The sequence below is a fragment of the Labrys miyagiensis genome (assembly GCF_030160835.1).
GTDB lineage: Bacteria > Pseudomonadota > Alphaproteobacteria > Rhizobiales > Labraceae > Labrys > Labrys miyagiensis.
The window spans coordinates 68,552-85,311 of sequence record NZ_BSPC01000021.1; the positions used below are offsets into that span (position 1 = coordinate 68,552).

Sequence of the window (16,760 nt, forward strand, 5' to 3'; positions counted from 1 at the left end):
AGTTTGAGCGGCCAATCTCGCGGTGTTCGATTTCCGGGAGGCGCGAATGCTGGATAGAACGGAAAACATCACAACGGTTGTGGAGAATTGGCTTTCCCAATTTGGACGGGCTCTTGCCGAGCCCGACGACGTTCTCCTTGAAGCGCTATTTCATCCTGACAGCCATTGGCGCGACGTGCTGGCCCTGACTTGGCGTATCATGACGGTCAGCGGTTCGGATGCCATTGTGAGAGAGTTGAAAACGCATGTCGGTCGAGCCAACCCAACCGGGTTCAGAACCGATCCCAATCGGACCGTGCCCCGCGTTGTGACGCGTGCGGGCGCTAACGCGATCGAAGCAGTCTTCAGATTTGAAACCGCAGACGGTCGCGGCAGCGGGGTCCTTCGGCTCAGCCGCGACACGAACAATGGCGCAATGCACAAGGCATGGACTCTGCTCACAACACTCGACGAGATTAAGGCGTTAGAGGAGCCGGGGCGGCCGCACGGCAAATCCCATTCGCGCGACTTTCGCGGCCCCAACTGGCTCGACCTCAGGAAGGCTGCCACCGCATATGCGGATCGAGATCCCGTCGTGCTTGTGGTGGGTGGGGGACAGGCCGGGCTTTCGATCGCGGCGCGCCTGGCCCAATTGCAAGTCGATACGCTGATCGTGGACCGCCAACCGCGCATCGGCGACAACTGGCGCAATCGTTATCACGCACTGACTTTGCACAACCAAGTGCACGTCAACCATCTACCGTACATGCCTTTTCCGCCAACCTGGCCGAGCTACATACCCAAAGACAAACTCGCCGCGTGGTTCGAGGCCTATGTGGAAAGCATGGAGCTCAACTACTGGACAGCCAGCGAATTCGAGAGCGGCGCATACGACGAGGCCGAGGAGCGATGGTCCGTAATGCTCCGTAGGGCCGACGGCACGAAACGGGAAATGCATCCGAAGCATGTCGTTATGGCCACCGGAGCAAGCGGCATTCCGAGCATTCCCGATATCCCGACATTGTGCAACTTCAGCGGCAAGATTCTGCACTCCAGCCAATACGAAGACGGCGAGGCGTGGAGGGGCAAGAGCGTCCTGGTCATAGGCGCCGGCAACAGCGGCCATGACATTGCGCAAGACTTGTATTCAAGCGGTGCAAGGGTCACGCTCGTTCAGCGCGGTTCGACTCTGATCGTCAATATCGAGCCAAGCGCGCAGCTACCCTACGCGCTCTACGGCGAAGGGCCTCCCCTGGAAGACTGCGACCTCATCGCGACATCCATCCCGCTTTCATTGGCGAAGAAAAGCCACATCCTCTTCACTGAACGAGCGAAGAATTTGGACAGGGGCCTCCTCGACGGGCTCGAGCGCGTGGGGTTCAAGCTTGATTTCGGCGAAGATGGAACAGGTTGGCAGTTCAAGTACCTCACTCGCGGCGGCGGTTACTACTTCAATGTCGGCTGTTCCGATCTCATCGTCGACGGCAAGATAGGCCTGGTACCATTTTCCGATATCGGCGGATTCCTCGCACATGGGGCGCAGATGCGCAGCGGCGATACGCTTGCTGCCGATCTGATCGTTTTGGCGACCGGCTATGAATGCCAAGAACATTTGGTTCGCAAACTGTTTGGTGAAGCTGTCGCGGCCCGCGTTGGCCCCATCTGGGGATTCGGCGATGGCCAGGAACTGCGCAACATGTTCACGCGCACCGCGCAGCCGGGCCTCTGGTTTATTGCCGGCAGCCTGGCCCAATGCCGAATCTACTCCAAGTACCTCGGACTGCAGATAAAGGCCTGCGAGGTAGGCCTGCTGCCCCAAGGTCGTCTTGCTCGGGACGCCTCCGGAGGGTGCAACTCGGCAAATACGAACCCTAAACGGCTGTCTGGGCGGACCTACTAGCCAAGAGGATTGTGACAGTTTCTCGCCTTTCAGCTGGCGTTGCCATCGAACGACCGGTTTGGGGTCGAACCTTGTCATTCAACCCTTACCCGCTGATCGACCACTTCCTCAGGGCGATCGGGCATTTAAAAGGGCCTGATACGGCATTGTCACGTGAACTCCGGCAAACCAGACTCGTCCCGATTCAACGCTGCGCTCAGGCCGCGGCGGTTGCGATCTGCCACTGTTGAGCGGCCGCAGCTCGGAAGAGGCGTAGCGTCGCTCGGGAGATAGGATGGCGCTGAAGGTTGAACGCATTGTGGATGGCGGCATGGACGGCAAGGAAACATTGGGCGGATCCCGCTGACTTGAACCGCCGCATCCTTCGCTCCCGCCGCCGTACAACCTGATGGGAGTTCTCGGCTCGGTTGTTCTGCCGCAGGCCGTGCTCATGATGTGCGGAGAGACGGAGTTCGCGTCCCGCGGCTGCGTAGGATCGCAATTTGTCCGTCACCAACACTGTCGGAGCAAAGCCCTGCTTCTTCAGCAGCTTGCGTAGAAGCCTAAGCGCTGCAGCCTTATCGCGTCTCGATTGGACCAGCATGTCGAGGATCTCGCCCTCGCTGTCGACGGCCCGCCACAGAAACATGCGCTGGCCCTGGATAGAGACAACCATCTCATCCAGATGCCATGTTTCTGCCGCCCGCGGTCGCAGCCGACGCAAGTTGCGAGCGTAAATCAGTCCGAACTTGCGCACCCACCGGCGGATCGTCTCGTAGGAGACGTCGAGCCCACGTTCCGCCAGCACTCCTCTACATCGCGGTAGCTGAGGGTGAACCGCAGATAAAGCCATACGGCGTGCCGGATGATCTCGGGGGGATATTGGTGGCGGGCATAGGAAATTGGCTGCATGCCATGTCCTACCGCGGCGCGGCTCACTTCGTCAAAGTTACCGTGACAATGCCCTGACCCCTTCACATCAATCGGAAAGTGCGTCGGAAGCGCCTGACATAGTCTCTCCGCCAACGATCGGACGCAGATCGTAACCAACCCGATAGAAAAACCGACCAATGCGTTTCCCGTCCTTGACGATGTCTTCCTCAACGATGTCCCCCAAACGCCCAAATCGGCCGTTCAGCATCGGATCTCCGACCTGATTGCGTTTCAGCGCGAATAAGATAGCGGTCTTGCCACGCGTATCTTCTGGCTTGTACCAGTAATTGTACATGAGGCTGTGTCCGCCCAGCGCACCGCGACCAACGGAGTTCGCTGTTTCTTTGTCGCCGCGGCTGTAAAAGGCCATCTCGCTTGCGAGGAAATAGGCGTCCATGCCGACGAGGATCGGATCGCTGGCCCCATCATGTCCGATCTCGCTCCGAAGCGCGGCGGCCCGTTGACCAAACTCCTTCCATCCCACGGGAAGGGGGCGCAGGCCGCCACCGTGCCCCACCACCGGAAACCCCAGAACGAGGTAGTGCAGGCCCAAGCCGTAGCCGACAAGAAGGATCATCACAGTCGGAACCCACCATCTTTGCAGACGGATGTCGAGACGGGTAGCCGCCTTGCCCCTGGCAGTAACCATGGCTGCCACGGCAGGCAGTGCGGCGAGCCACAGGGGACCGGTCCAATTGAGTTTAATCGCATGGAAGAGGCTGAAGGCGAGCAGGACCAAGAGCGGAACGAATGTATAGATGAGGATGAAAAGTGACCGCTGCTCGGCATCCGGGGCCGGTTCGCTACTGGTCAACCGTCTGACGGCGCGCAAGGCGAACCCGATGGAAAGCAGCCCGAGCGGCGTCAGAAGAACGAGCGTGGCGATGATCAGGGAAGGGAGCGCGAATTCAATCGCACCCCGCAAGCGGCGCGTACTCTGGAATGCAAAGGATGCCCAGCCGTGCTGCGCGTTCCAGGCGATTACCGGTGAGAATAGACATGCCGCAAGCGCGGCAGCCAAGTAGGGTTCGGGCCGAGCGAGCCAACGCCTGGATTTGGGATCGAGGAGGATGAATAGCAGCGTCGCAGGACCGAGCAAGGCAATCGTGTATTTCGACAGCAAGCCTAGCCCCATGCAGATGCCGCCGCCCCACCAGGCACGCCGCTGCCCCCCGATAAGCGCTCGTTCCAGAAAGTAGAGCGTACCGGCCCAGGCCGCCGTCAAAGGTGCGTCGGGTGTCATCGTCAGGCCAATCGTAAAGAAGAAGGGCAGCGTGGCGATGAAGAGCACGCCGACGAAAGCCGCCGACTTGCCGAACAGATTACGCGTAAGCCGGAAAGTGAAGAACGCCGTGGCGAGCCACATAAGTGAGGCGCTGATGCGCACGCCAAACTCGGTGTTGCCGAACAGATTTGTGCCGAGCCAGATCAGCCAGGCAACCATCGGTGGGTGATCGAGATAGCCGATGTCGAGATGCTGCGCATAGTTCCAATAGTAGGCTTCTTCCGGCAGGAGGTTGACGAGCCCCATATAGATCAACCGCAGTGTGAGAACGTAGGCAAACAGGCCCATTGCGGCAACGCGCCAGCGTATATCAGAGGGAACGCGAGAACTCAGAGACGGGAAGACGAAGAAGGCACAGCCGAAATAGTTGACGAAGGCGGCCACGCCGACACCAAGGACGATAGATGCCTGGGTTGGCCATCCGAGGAGTTCGACAGCGCCCACCAGCACGCCGCCGCGCAGGCAAAGCGCGAGGATGCATATCGTCAAAAAGCGAAGGTAGAGCACCCAGTTCTTTTCTAGGCGGCGGTGTCCGCGCTCCACGAAAGCCCATCTCGAATTGAGCACATAGTTGAAAAGTGTTGCGACAATGAAGCTCGCAACATGTGCGACAGCCAGTGAGAAGCCGATACCGAGTAGAAGTTCGAAAACCAGGAGATCGACAAAGATGCCGATCAGCCCAACACTGGCAAAGCGGGAGAGATTACCGACCGAGACCGCCCCACCGGCCAACACCGCGAGGCGCCGGGCGTAGGCTACCATCTGCCTCCAGCCAATTTTAGACTCTCCTTTCTCGCGGTCTCGAAAGACGATCGGCACCTCGTTCAGACGAAGTGCGCTGCCTCCTTCGGCGATGATTTCCAAACCTATCTTGAAGCCGGCCGCTTGTGGGTCAATTGCCAACAGCCGCTCCTTGCGCACGGCGAAGTAGCCGGACATCGGATCCTTCAATTCGGTCAGAGGCCATGCGAGCAAGCCGCCGAGGCGCGACAGGACCCGTCGCGAAACCGGCCAGCCAGGTGTTCCGCCGCCCTGCACGTAGCGACTCCCGACCACCAAATCGGCGGCGTCGTCGAGAATGGGACGTATAAGTTCATTGACGTGTTCTGGAGGGTGACTCAAGTCGGCATCCATGACGACGACCACCTGGCCAGCCGCTTGGCGCGCGGCCGCCAGTACATCGCCGGCGAGGCCGCGCTTGCCGTCTGCGAGCACGAGTCGAACAGGGGCGATCATCTCCCAGGCACGCACCTTTGCAATGGTGCCGTCCCGAGAACCGCCGTCCGCTACGAGAATTTCCAGAGCCGTGTCCTCCAACGCTTGAGACAGTATCGATGACACGGCTGCGTCGATATTGTCGACTTCGTCGAGTGTAGGCACAATGACTGACACGACGACTTGTTGTTGAGCTGATTGAAGCATAATTCTATGACATACCTTAGAGTATCTCGAACTTTAAGCCGAGTTATTTAAGATCGTATTCCGAGAATTTTAGCCGACACCGTCGCAGTAGAGGCGGTCGCCTAAATATGTTCTTCGGCAAAGCTTACAGATATTGCAGTAATTTGGGCATTGAGCTGCCGCCTCAGCAGGTATGTCCGCTGCACTTTCTTTGGCATCGACTGCGCCGAGCTCCCCGGCCGCCATCGGCTTAGACGGCAGTTGCGGCCCCTGTTGTTCTTCATGCGCATTTACGGTCGAGTCTGGTCCGGCCCAGATACAAGGGTATTCTGGTCCACGTTCTCCTTCGCACTCCCGCATGGCGCTAAGCCGAGCACCCTGCCTCCACCTTTCAAAGGCCAGCACGCCGGCCGCCAGAATGGCTGCGCCATAGGAACAGATCGCACCGTTGGCATCATGTGCATCAGACAGATCGCTACCCAGGACTGAGAAGAGGGCAAGTCCGGCCAAGGCAAAAAAGGAGAGCAGGTTGCCTCGTCTAGCGATCGTCAAAAAAGATTGCTTCTTTTGAACGTCTAGAGTCATGGCGGGTCCCTTCCTTCAATGCACCGCCCGATCGGGTTGAACGATCCGCGTACTACGACCTGGGGTGGTCAGCAGATCGGCCATAGCCGGCTTGTGGGTTGGGGGGATTGGCGGGTTCAGCCGAACTCTGCACGAGCTTTGTAGAGCGCATGCCGGAATCGGCAGCCCAAGGACTGAAGTGAGCCTCCCCTTCGTCCCATCTGGTCTTAACACCCTTGATGCAGGCCTTGGCGCTAGCGGGATGTTCCTCCCAGACCAATGTCGATCCATCGACGACGATGCTTTGCAACGACGTCGGGCCGCGCAATTCAGCACCTGCTGGCGCCATAGAATATGCGGCGGATCCTGCGTACCTGAATGAATATACAAGTACGAGCTGTTTGCGTTGCGGCCACTAGTTCCACCCTCTTCCGCGTGTTTGAAACCGCGCGCGCCATGCTCCTTTCCTAGAATTAGCGGAGGCTTAGGAGCCGAAGCTGTTTCCTAGCCAGCGATTCTTCCGATCTAGGATGACGAACTCGTGCCTCACGCGGTAAACCTTGGCCTCCGAGAGCCTCCGACCGACGGCGCCGATACGCCAGGTGGAGGCGGCCGACCTGATGATTGGGCAGAGTAACTTCTCGGCAATGTTCGCGAAGGCGTTGCTGGCCGCAACACCAGAAAACCAGTTGATGGCCGAACTTGCTGCCCGTGGTATCAACAACACTATCGCTTGGCATAACGGCCCTCGGGTGTCGGATAGGCGAAAGCTGTCGGTCTCGGGCGCAGATCGTCTCGTCCAATTCGTCGAGAAACAACACGCACCCAGCCGTGGGTTTGCCGAGAATCAGAGTCCCAGATGCGGATCTATGGCAGACGCAGGTCTCGCAGAGATTACAGTCGCGCATTGTGTCTGCAGAAAAGTATTCGAAATCGCTGATCGTCGCGCCGTCTGATGATGCTACGATAGGGATTGGTGATGCGCCAAACGCCGGCACCTACACTGACGAAGAGCCAATCCACAAAACCTGCAATAGTCATTATGCCAGTCCTTTCATGAGGCGAGATCTGGCAATGGCACTGTCAACTTAATCGACGAGCACCCCAGTCTAAGCAGTTTTATTTCCGATTCCAGCTTCCACTTGGTCGAGAACGCTCGAAAGAGGCGATCTAAGCAAGCCGAATTTGCTGAGCTTTTTAGCATTTGGGGTTAAGTTGACAGGGCCCGGTAAAGTCATTCTGCCGATGATTGACGGGTCCGACCGGCAACTCCTAAGTCCCGCCGGCATTGTCAACTTAAGCCTTCTTGTTCGGAAATCGGCAATTTCACTTCAGGTGGAACGCACCGTGCGGGGCACTCTCGATCGCATCGAAGCTGGATTCAGAAAGAAAATTGCGCCGACCGATCTGTCTGGCAATTGAGTTGCCAATGCCATAATGAACCCTCCAAGCAAGGGTGGGTCCCGATCGGCGCCGATCGTGACCCCACCCTCAGGCTCGATTCAATAGCAGGGTCAGCGTAGTAGGTTCGCATTGACCCGGGATCAAACTTTCGCGCTGAAACACACGTCGGGCATAACTCAGCACAAAAGGCTGCCTTGACCGGAGATAGCGGGTGATGGAACATCCGTGAACCCGCGCCGAGGTAGGGGGAAGTCGTGCTGACGGTTAAAGAAGTTGCGGCGATTCCGTTGTTCTCCACGCTGCCATCGGCCGAACTGGAGCGCCTGTCGCGGACCTCGGCCGATATCCAACTCGCCGCCGGAGAGTTCGCGGTACCCGAAGGTGGCGTTGGGGCGCTTTTCGTGGTTCTCGCCGGCAAGATCGAGGTGGTGAAGACCTTCGATGGCATCGAGCGCAGACTTGGCTGGCGTCTTCCCGGCACGATTTTGGGCGAGGTGCCGATCACCTTGGGGACGCCGTTCCCCGGGGGCTATCGCGCCGCCGAACCGTCGCGCGTGATGCGAATGGAAGTTCAGCATTATTATGCCATCGCAGCTGTTTCCAAGGAGGTGGCTCAGAAGGTCAACGCGCTAGCCCTTGAGCGGCTGGGCGGCCTGCAGGCCCTTACGGCGGAGCCGCAAAAGCCGCGCGTGACTTTGAAAGGGCCTCGCTGGGATGCGGCCTGCTCGGATTTGCGCCGTTTCTTGGCACGCAACCAGATTTCCTTCGACTGGATCACGCCCGATGCGCCGGAAGCGGCGGCTTTGTTGGATGCATCACAGCGGGCGGCCGCCGACGGCCCGCTGGCGCGATTGGCAGATGGTACCATCATCGAAAGTCCGGACCTGCGCGATCTCGCCAACCGGCTTGGGCTCCAAACCACCCCGCGCTCGGCCGAATACGACGTTGCAATAGTCGGCGGTGGGCCAGCCGGCCTCGCCGCGGCTGTCTATGGGACGTCGGAAGGGCTGAGCACGATCGTGGTCGAGTGGGAGGCGCCGGGCGGACAGGCCGGGACATCGTCGCGGATCGAGAATTATCTTAGCTTTCCCAGCGGCATCTCTGGCGACGAACTCTCAAGCCGCGCCCTTCAGCGGGCAAGGCGGCTCGGCGCCGAGATTCTGGTCACGCGTGCTGTCGCGGGCCTCGATCCGGGCAAGCACGAGGTGTTGCTCGATGGTGACGAGGTGATCCGGGCGCGCAGCCTCATCCTGGCGACGGGCGTATCATGGCGCCGTCTCGCCATTGAGGGCTTAGACCGGCTGATCGGCAAGGGCGTCTTCTATGGCGCCGCGCGGAGCGAGGCCAATACCATCCATGGGCAGGATATCCATCTCGTCGGTGCCGGAAATTCGGCCGGTCAGGCAGCGCTCCACCTTGCCAGTCATGCGCAAAAGGTAACCCTGGTCGTGCGAGGCAGGAACCTTGCCGACAGCATGTCCCATTATCTGATCGAGCAGTTGCGCCTGAAATCGAACATCGACGTGCTGCACGGTGCCGAGATCCAATCCGTGCATGGCGAAGCCAACCTGTCGGCGATCGATATTCTCGACAAGGCGAGCGGCGAGGTTCACCGGCATGATTGCGGCGGGCTGTTCATCTTCATCGGGGCCGACGCGGAGACCGAGTGGTTGCCGGCCGATATCGCCCGCAACGAGCGTGATTATGTCCTGACTGGGGACGATGTGACGAAAGCCGGGCGCTGGTCGTATCCACGCGACCCCTACCTCCTGGGAACCAGCGCGCCTGGCGTGTTTGCCTGCGGCGACGTGCGTCTGAGCCCCGTCAAGCGCGTTGCCTCCGCGGTCGGCGAGGGCAGCATGGAGATTGTTTTCGTCCACCAGTATCTGGCTCACGGCAGCGCCGACTAAACCGAAGCCGCGATGGCTGGGGAGCATGATGTGAATACTACTGTAACCGTTCTCGTTGTCGGCGCCGGTCCGACGGGCCTCCTCCTGGCCGCGGAGTTGCATCGGCGTGGCGTGGAATGCCTGCTCGTCGATGCGCATGACCGCCCGATGGAATGGGATCGAGCGACCGTCGTGCATCCGCGCTCGCTCGAAATCTTCGAATCGCTCGGCATCGTGGAGCCGCTGCTGGCAGCGGGCGTGAAGCAGCGGCGAGCCCGCGTTCATGCCGGCGGCCAGGTTCTGGGCGAAATCGATCTCGATCTATGCGGCAGCCGCTACACCTTCAATATCGGCATCTCGGAAGAAGTCACCGAGCGCATATTAACCGATTATCTCGCCCGACAGGGCGGCAGTGTCGTGCGCGCCACCACGCTGGTTGCCTTGGCCGAGCAGGAGGATGGCATCCTCGCCACAATCAAGCATGACGGCGTGGTGAGCGAGATCCTCGCCGATTGGGTTGTCGGCTGCGATGGGCACCGCAGCGCGGTGCGGCGGTTCACGGGCATCGAGCAGGACGGCCACGACATCGAGGAGCCCTGGGCCGTCTTCGATGCGAGCGTGTACGACTGGCGTGACAGCTACGAGGCGAACTACGCCTATCTCGACGAAATCCCGGTTATCCTAACCGCTCTGCCGGGTGGGCGGTGGCGGGTCTATCTGCGGCCAAGCTCCCCGGAATCGGACCTCGTCGCCGACGCCCTGCAGACCTTGCGGCGCTATTTGCCGAGGGCGAGCTTCGAGGGGGTCGCCACCCCCACGCGCTTCCAGTGCCACACCAAGGTCGCCCGGCACTTCCGCGCCGGGCGCATCCTGCTCGCCGGCGATGCGGCGCACACCTGCAGCCCGGCGCAGGGCCACGGCATGAACTCCGGTCTGCAGGATGCCTTCAACCTTGCCTGGAAGCTCGCTCTTGTCTGCCAGGAGCACTGCCCCGAAACGCTCCTCGACAGCTATCAAGCCGAACGCCGTCCAGTCGCCGATACGGTGATGGCCTCGGGCGACGCTGCCGAGGGGGCGCAGATGGTTCGGGGCAGCGAGGAGCGCCGGACGCGGGACGACGCCATCCGCACCGCCTTTGCCGACCCCACATCGCGACACCACGAGGCAGTAGCGGAGGCCGAGCTCGACATCGATTATTCCGGCTCTCCCATCGTTACCGGAGATCGGGGTGAGGCTACTTGGCCAGGGCAGCGGCTGCCTGATCGCATCGAAGTCCAACTTCCGGCCGGCGGCAGCGACGTGCTACGCAACTTTATTTATCGCCGGGGCCATACAGCGTTCCTCATCGGCGGCGCCTCGACGAGCCAGAAGGCGCTGCAAGAGGTCCTGCTCAGCCTGAACCCTCCCTCTGGGAGGGTGCTCCTTGAGGCGACTGTCGCCTTGGCGGCCAATGCCGACGTAGCGGATGTCGAGGGCTATCTCGAACCTGCGGTGGCCGAAAAGCTGGGTGTCGGCGATATCACGCTCCTCGTTGTCAGGCCGGACGGCCACGTAGGCCTCCGCGCCGACGGCAACCACGCGCAGATGCTGGCCGGTTATATCGACCTGTTGCGAGCAAGCCGCGCTTGAACCTGGTCCCCGCCAGGATGAAGCTGCGGTGCGCCCTCGGGCAATCACTCCATCGTGACGAATTCTGCGCTTGCGGGTGATGACTGCATCGAGTTTGGTATCACGCGACTTTGGATCGGAGCAGACGAGATGGGCGAACGGATCAAACTGACGACAGCAGATGGCTTTTCGCTTAACACCTACAAAGCCATCCCGAACGGCAAGCCCAAAGGCGGCGTAGTGCTGCTGCAGGAGGTTTGGGGCCTCAACAACTGGATCCGCAGCGAGGTCGACCGCTATGCGCGCGAGGGTTACCTTTGTATCGCGCCCGCGACGATGGATCGTCTCGAATATGGTTTCGAGAGCGAAAATTACGGCTCGGACCATTTCGCCAAAGTTGGTCAGCTCATGAAATCGTTCGATCCGGCCAAAGCCCTCCTCGACATCGAAGCAGCGGTCAAGGCCGCCGCTGATGGCGGCAAGGTCGGTGTCACTGGCTATTGCTTCGGCGGCGCACTTTCCTGGCGCGCGGCACATGCTGGCCTCGGCCTCACGGCCGCCTCCGGCTACTATGGCGGTGGCGTGCCGAACTATATCGATCTCGCACCTGGCATTCCCATCGAGGTGCACTACGGCGAGAACGACACCGGCATCCCGCTCGACCAAGTGGAAGCCCTACGCAAACGCTATCCCGAAGTGCCCGTCTACCTCTACCCCGCCGGCCACGGCTTTTGTAACAGCGACAGGCAGGTCTATGACGAAGCCAGCGCCAAGAAAGCCAACGCCCGGACGCTTGCCTTCTTCGCACAGCACCTCGCTTAAGCGGCGGTTCGCTTGATTGGCGCCGATGTTGCAGAAACTCGAAATTGAGTTCGCTCGCGTCGCGGAGGCTCTCGCCGTCGCCCGCGCGCATCGGCTGTCCTCGCGCAAGACCCTTCTAGCTGCCGTGCTCCTCGACAATTTTTGCGATCGGGCGTTCGAAGCACTGCGCAGGTCCTCGCCATCGCGGATTTTCGACGCCGAAGACGTGCTCGCCTTCCGCGAGCGGTTGAGGGCAGAAGAGCCGGCGCTCGGCCTGATCTTCGATCTTTGCGCGTCGGCGCCGGGGGGTCCACGCCTCGAAATCCGCGCCGTCGCTGTGCCGATCGAGGAGTACGGCAGGCTCTCGATCGAGGACTATATGGTCAGCCTCTACAACGACAACACCGTACAGCGGGTCGTCATCGCTGCTGGGGACGGCTCTATGCAACTGGCGCATGAGGTGTTGGGCAAGGCGATGGCTTATCTCAGCAAAAATGTACTCGCAGGAAATTTGATGGAGTAAGCTTCGCACGGGCAAGCCAAGATATGAAACGGCTCCATCATTTGAGGCCGGCATCCGCAACTCTATCAATGACATAGCGTGCCAATCGGCGTACGGACCCTGCACTGATTGGCAGTCCAAACCCGCCATCGCGCTTGGGCCAAGGACCCGCCCCACAATGAATTCGCATAACGGCGTGTATGGAACAGTCCACCGTGTGACCTGCCACCGATTTGTCATCCAGCGGCGATTAGAGTCTCGGGGTAATTTGCGCCATAGGGCGCGTCGGTAGCAACAGGGGATCGGCGTAGCTGGTCAGGGTTGCGCAGCCGATCCCCTGTTGCGGTGAGATTGGCCGCAAAAGCAGCCGGCGTGAGATATGCCAGCGACGAATGAGGGCGCGCTGTATTGTAGTCAGCTGCCCAGGTGCCGATGGCACGGCGGGCATGATCGAGATCGAAGAACAACGTCTCGTTGAGAAGTTCATCGCGCATACGCCCGTTGGAGCTTTCGATGAAGCCGTTCCGCATGGGCTTGCCCGGCGCGATGAAATGCCAGTTCACGCCGGTCTCCTTGCACCAGGTGAGCATGGCGTTTGAGGTGAACTCCGTCCCGTTATCGCTGGCAATCATGCCCGGCTTGCCTCTGGCTGCGATAATAGCCGTCAGCTCGCGCGCGACCCTGCGCCCCTAGATCGATGTATCCGGGATTGCAGCCAGGCACTCCTTGGTGACGTCGTCGACGACATTGAGGATGCGGAAACGGCGACCATTGGCGAACTGATCATGTACGAAGTCGAACGACCAGCGCGCATTGGCCTTGGCTTCCACCAGGATCGGCGCACGAGTTCCCACAGCCTTGCGCCGGGCACTGCGCTTGCGCACTGACAGACCTTCCTCCCGATAGAGCCGATGGATGCGGTTGACGCCCGATGGCTCCCCCTCGCGCCTGAGCAGGACGAACAACCGTCTGTACCCGAACCGCCGCCGCTCATGGGCCAGATCGCGCAGGCGCCTTCGCAGGTCCGTATCCGGCGGCCGACAGGATCGGTAGCGAACCGTCTTCCGATCCGCACCGACGATGGAGCAGGCCCGGCGCTCCGACAGACCCATCACGGCCTGAAGATGCGCGACGGCGTCGCGCTTCACGGCGAGCCCTACCATTTTTTTGACAGAAGCTCCCGCATCGCCGCCGCATCCAGCCTCTGCTCGGCAAGCAGCTTCTTCAGTTTGGCGTTCTCGTCCTCAAGCTGCTTCAGCCGCACTTAATGCGAGTCAACTCGGCTCGCCCGAGCCGAATTTCAGCCCCCACGAACGAGCGTTGATTTCGACGCGGACAGGCTTCTGCGCCAAGTGGCCGGAGGCACACCAAAATTGCGCTTAAACGCTCGATTAAACGCGGCTTCGGATTCGTAGCCGACCTCTTCGGCGACCTGTGCGAGAGAGGCTTCGCTATTGCGAAGCCGATTTGCGGCTACTCGAATTCGCCATCGTGCCAAATAGCGCATCGGAGGCTCGCCGATCAGGCGGGTGAAACGGTCCGCGAGCGCCGAGCGAGACAACCCGACTTCGCGCCCTAGTTCATCGACGGTCCACTCTCCGGCGACCCGCCCATGGAGCAGCGACAGCGCACGCGACACGAACGGATCCTTGAGGCCGGCAAGCCAACCGGTCTGGGCGTCAGGGGCGTCCTCAATGTAGTGTCGTATTGCTTCGACAAAGAGCAATTCAGACAGTTTTGCCAGCATAGTTTCAGATCCCGCTCGGCCCGATGTGATTTCCTGAGCGGCGAATTCGACCGAACTCCTCATCCATGCTCCCACGCTCCCTTGTCTCGTGTCGAAACGCAGCAAAGGGGGGAGGGCGTCGAGAAGCGGATTTCCCGACATACGATCGCAACCGAGAAAGCCGCAAACGAACCGCGTCTGCTCACCGCCGCCGCCGTGATGAATTGTATGAAGACCGCCATCCCGGGAGTTCTGCACGATGTTTTTCGTCGCTACCGGTGCCAATTCGAGGTGACTGCCGAGTAAGTGCTGATGATTGTGCGGAAGTATGACAACCTCTCCGGCCTCAATCTGCACCGGCGGCCCGTTCGGGGTTTGCGCCATCAGACGTCCTTCGACGACATAATGAAACAGCATAAGCTGCTCGGCGCCATCGAGCATCAAGCCGCAGTCCTCGGCCCTTAGCTGGGTAGATACACACCAGGGTGCCGTAAACACTGCTTTTAGGAAAATCCCACCCTTCAAATGTATAACCCGCAGCACGTCTGATAGCGCATCCATCCTCCAGATCCCCCTGTTTCGGCGTTTGGATCAATTCATCCGGTGTGCTGATCATTCTTCTTTTTCGGATCAAAGCTTACATCAGCCGTCAACGCAGATCGCCTCGCGATTACCAGAAGAGCGGGCGAGTAGGGAGATTATTGTCGTGAGCACAGGTCTTACTTCATTTTCTGTGCCCCAGAAGGGTGCCGGCCGCAATCCGGTCAGGTGGCTGATCAAAACCTTCAAATGGGGTGTCTCGGCCTATAGAGACTGGCGTAACGGACGGAGGATGGCCACCGTTTTGTCCTCAATGAATGAGGTAATGCTCAATGATATAGGCCTTAGCCGTTGCCAAATTACCTCCGCCGTGAGGGTCGGTCCATCGACGGGTCTCACCGACATGTCTGACGAGGCCGATCGTTTGCCGAGAGCGCTCTCGCAACGTCCGCCATCCCCTCTCCTCGAGTGCGCGCTATGGACGTGGTTTGATTAGCCAACGGCCGGCAAAGTAACCAATCCGCCAACACTCCAAGAGGATGCAGATCCGGATCGGGAGAACTTCGATCACGGTTGGCAAAATGACCGTTTCCAGCCGCAGATTCCGTAAAGAAACTCCCGAAAGTGCCGACAGATCGTTTGGCCACAATCGAATATCCGCTGGGACTGTTCCGGCGGACCCGATTGAGCGCGGCCGCGAGAGAGTGGCCGGAAAGCGACGGGGATCGCCGGCGAAACCGACACAGGCGCCCCGCGAGTTTGATTTCGCCATTCCAGATTCCTTGGGCGTTTCGTGCAAGCCGCCAGCACCTTCGAGCCAATCAATGCCACTTCAAACCAACCAAATGGAGAAAGAAGATGACAATGCAGAGCAGAAACCCCGAGACCATGGTGTTGCATGCTGGTCCGCGCACGGATGGCGGGTCAGGAGCAGTGGTGGTGCCGATCTTTCAGACTACGGCCTACGAGTTCAAAAATACCGAGCATGCAGCCAACCTGTTCGCCCTCAAGGACTTCGGCAACATTTATTCGCGGATCATGAACCCGACTTGCGATGCGCTTGAGCAGAAAATGACGACGCTGGAAGGTGGTGTTGCGGCGCTAGCGGTCAGTTCGGGACAAGCGGCGACGGCGCTGTCGATTCAGAACCTTTGCCGACCCGGCGACAACATCGTGAGCTCCACCGACCTTTACGGCGGTAGCTGGAACCTGTTCGCCAACACATTGCCTTCCTTGGGAATCACAGTGCGTTTCGCCGACCCGGCCGACCCGGAGTCGTTTCGCGCGGCCACCGACGAGCGAACTCGCGCCTACTATGCCGAGACTTTGCCCAATCCGAAGCTCACCGTATTTCCGATCGGCGAGGTAGCGAAGATCGGGCGCGACCTCGGCGTGCCATTGATCATGGATAACACGGCGGCGCCTATCATTTGCCGGCCATTCGATCACGGCGCCGCGGTCGTGGTCCACTCGACGACCAAATATATTGGCGGGCACGGCACGTCGATAGGCGGCATCATCATCGATGGCGGCAATTTCGACTGGTCCGCCCAGCATGGGCGCTTTCCCACGTTGAACGAGCCCGATCCCAGCTATCATGGCGCGGTATGGACCGAAGCGGTGAAACCACTTGGGCCCATCGCCTATATCATCCGTGCAAGAGTGGTCTTGTTGCGGGATTTGGGTTCGAGCCTCAGTCCATTCAACGCTTTTCAATTCATCCAAGGTTTGGAGACACTGCCGCTCAGGATGCGCGAGCATTGCCGAAACGCTGCACAGGTAGCTTCCTATCTACAGCAACATTCTGCGGTCGCTCGCGTCATCTACCCAGGTCTTCATGAGGACGCCGTACAGGCGAACCGCGCCAATACCTATCTCAGAGGTGGTCACGGCGGTCTTGTCGGCTTCGAGCTGAGCGATGGCAGCGCGGCAGGCGCGAGATTTATCGATGCGCTTAAGCTCTTCTATCACGTCGCTAACATTGGCGACGTGCGCTCGCTGGCCATCCATCCGGCAAGCACCACGCACTCACAACTCAGGCTCGCCGATCAACTCTCAAGCGGCGTGACACCCGGCTATGTGCGCCTCTCGGTGGGAATTGAGCACATCGACGATATCATTTCCGATCTCGACCAGGCGTTGGCGGCGGCGACGCGACCAATGGCGACAGCGGCCTGAGCTGCCCCCCATCTGCGCCCTCACTGCAGGCGGACGCAAGCGGCGTCCGCCACCCTCGACGCACAAGCAAG

At 60.0% G+C, this 16,760-nt stretch carries 10 protein-coding genes and 2 pseudogenes; 7 read left to right on the plus strand and 5 right to left on the minus strand.

The window, feature by feature from the left end; translation table 11 throughout:
- Positions 1–46: 46 nt before the first annotated feature.
- The gene (locus QQL24_RS11305; protein ID WP_284312104.1) at positions 47–1,879 is read left to right on the plus strand and encodes a flavin-containing monooxygenase; all 1,833 of its coding nucleotides are present in this window, start codon (positions 47–49) and stop codon (positions 1,877–1,879) included.
- A 196-nt stretch (positions 1,880–2,075) separates the two neighbouring features.
- Here the strand turns inward: QQL24_RS11305 and QQL24_RS11310 are convergent.
- The 3 genes and pseudogenes from QQL24_RS11310 to QQL24_RS11320 all read right to left on the minus strand — a co-directional run bounded on the left by QQL24_RS11310 (position 2,076) and on the right by QQL24_RS11320 (position 6,062).
- A pseudogene (locus tag QQL24_RS11310) lies at positions 2,076–2,770 on the minus strand (IS6 family transposase).
- Between the two features lie 67 nt (positions 2,771–2,837).
- Positions 2,838–5,468 (minus strand): glycosyltransferase family 39 protein, encoded by a 2,631-nt coding sequence (locus QQL24_RS11315; RefSeq protein ID WP_284312105.1) that lies wholly within the window; start codon positions 5,466–5,468, stop codon positions 2,838–2,840.
- Between the two features lie 99 nt (positions 5,469–5,567).
- Positions 5,568–6,062, minus strand: coding sequence for a hypothetical protein (locus QQL24_RS11320; protein WP_284312106.1), 495 nt, complete (start codon positions 6,060–6,062; stop codon positions 5,568–5,570).
- Between the two features lie 1,637 nt (positions 6,063–7,699).
- On the opposite strand from QQL24_RS11320, the gene QQL24_RS11325 reads away from it, so the two are divergent.
- The 4 genes from QQL24_RS11325 (at position 7,700) to QQL24_RS11340 (ending at position 12,266) form a co-directional block, all read left to right on the plus strand.
- Complete coding sequence (locus tag QQL24_RS11325; protein WP_284312107.1) at positions 7,700–9,355, plus strand: FAD-dependent oxidoreductase; 1,656 nt, start codon at positions 7,700–7,702, stop codon at positions 9,353–9,355.
- 30 nt (positions 9,356–9,385) lie between these two features.
- Complete coding sequence (locus tag QQL24_RS11330) at positions 9,386–10,963, plus strand: FAD-dependent monooxygenase (RefSeq protein ID WP_284312108.1); 1,578 nt, start codon at positions 9,386–9,388, stop codon at positions 10,961–10,963.
- Between the two features lie 129 nt (positions 10,964–11,092).
- The gene (locus tag QQL24_RS11335) at positions 11,093–11,764 is read left to right on the plus strand and encodes a dienelactone hydrolase family protein (protein ID WP_284312110.1); all 672 of its coding nucleotides are present in this window, start codon (positions 11,093–11,095) and stop codon (positions 11,762–11,764) included.
- A gap of 25 nt (positions 11,765–11,789) precedes the next feature.
- Complete coding sequence (locus QQL24_RS11340; protein ID WP_284312112.1) at positions 11,790–12,266, plus strand: hypothetical protein; 477 nt, start codon at positions 11,790–11,792, stop codon at positions 12,264–12,266.
- 215 nt (positions 12,267–12,481) lie between these two features.
- Here QQL24_RS11340 and QQL24_RS11345 read toward each other — a convergent pair.
- Positions 12,482–13,506, minus strand: a pseudogene (locus QQL24_RS11345) (IS3 family transposase); the annotation flags it as partial.
- Positions 13,507–13,545: 39 nt separating this feature from the next.
- Positions 13,546–14,532 (minus strand): AraC family transcriptional regulator, encoded by a 987-nt coding sequence (locus QQL24_RS11350; RefSeq protein ID WP_284312113.1) that lies wholly within the window; start codon positions 14,530–14,532, stop codon positions 13,546–13,548.
- Between the two features lie 172 nt (positions 14,533–14,704).
- Here QQL24_RS11350 and QQL24_RS36610 point away from each other — a divergent pair, with 172 nt between their 5' ends.
- On the plus strand, positions 14,705–15,007 hold the full coding sequence (locus tag QQL24_RS36610) for a DUF1127 domain-containing protein (protein ID WP_431310678.1): 303 nt from the start codon (positions 14,705–14,707) through the stop codon (positions 15,005–15,007).
- A gap of 362 nt (positions 15,008–15,369) precedes the next feature.
- Positions 15,370–16,689, plus strand: coding sequence for an O-acetylhomoserine aminocarboxypropyltransferase/cysteine synthase family protein (locus tag QQL24_RS11355; RefSeq protein ID WP_284312115.1), 1,320 nt, complete (start codon positions 15,370–15,372; stop codon positions 16,687–16,689).
- The last annotated feature ends 71 nt before the right edge of the window (positions 16,690–16,760 follow it).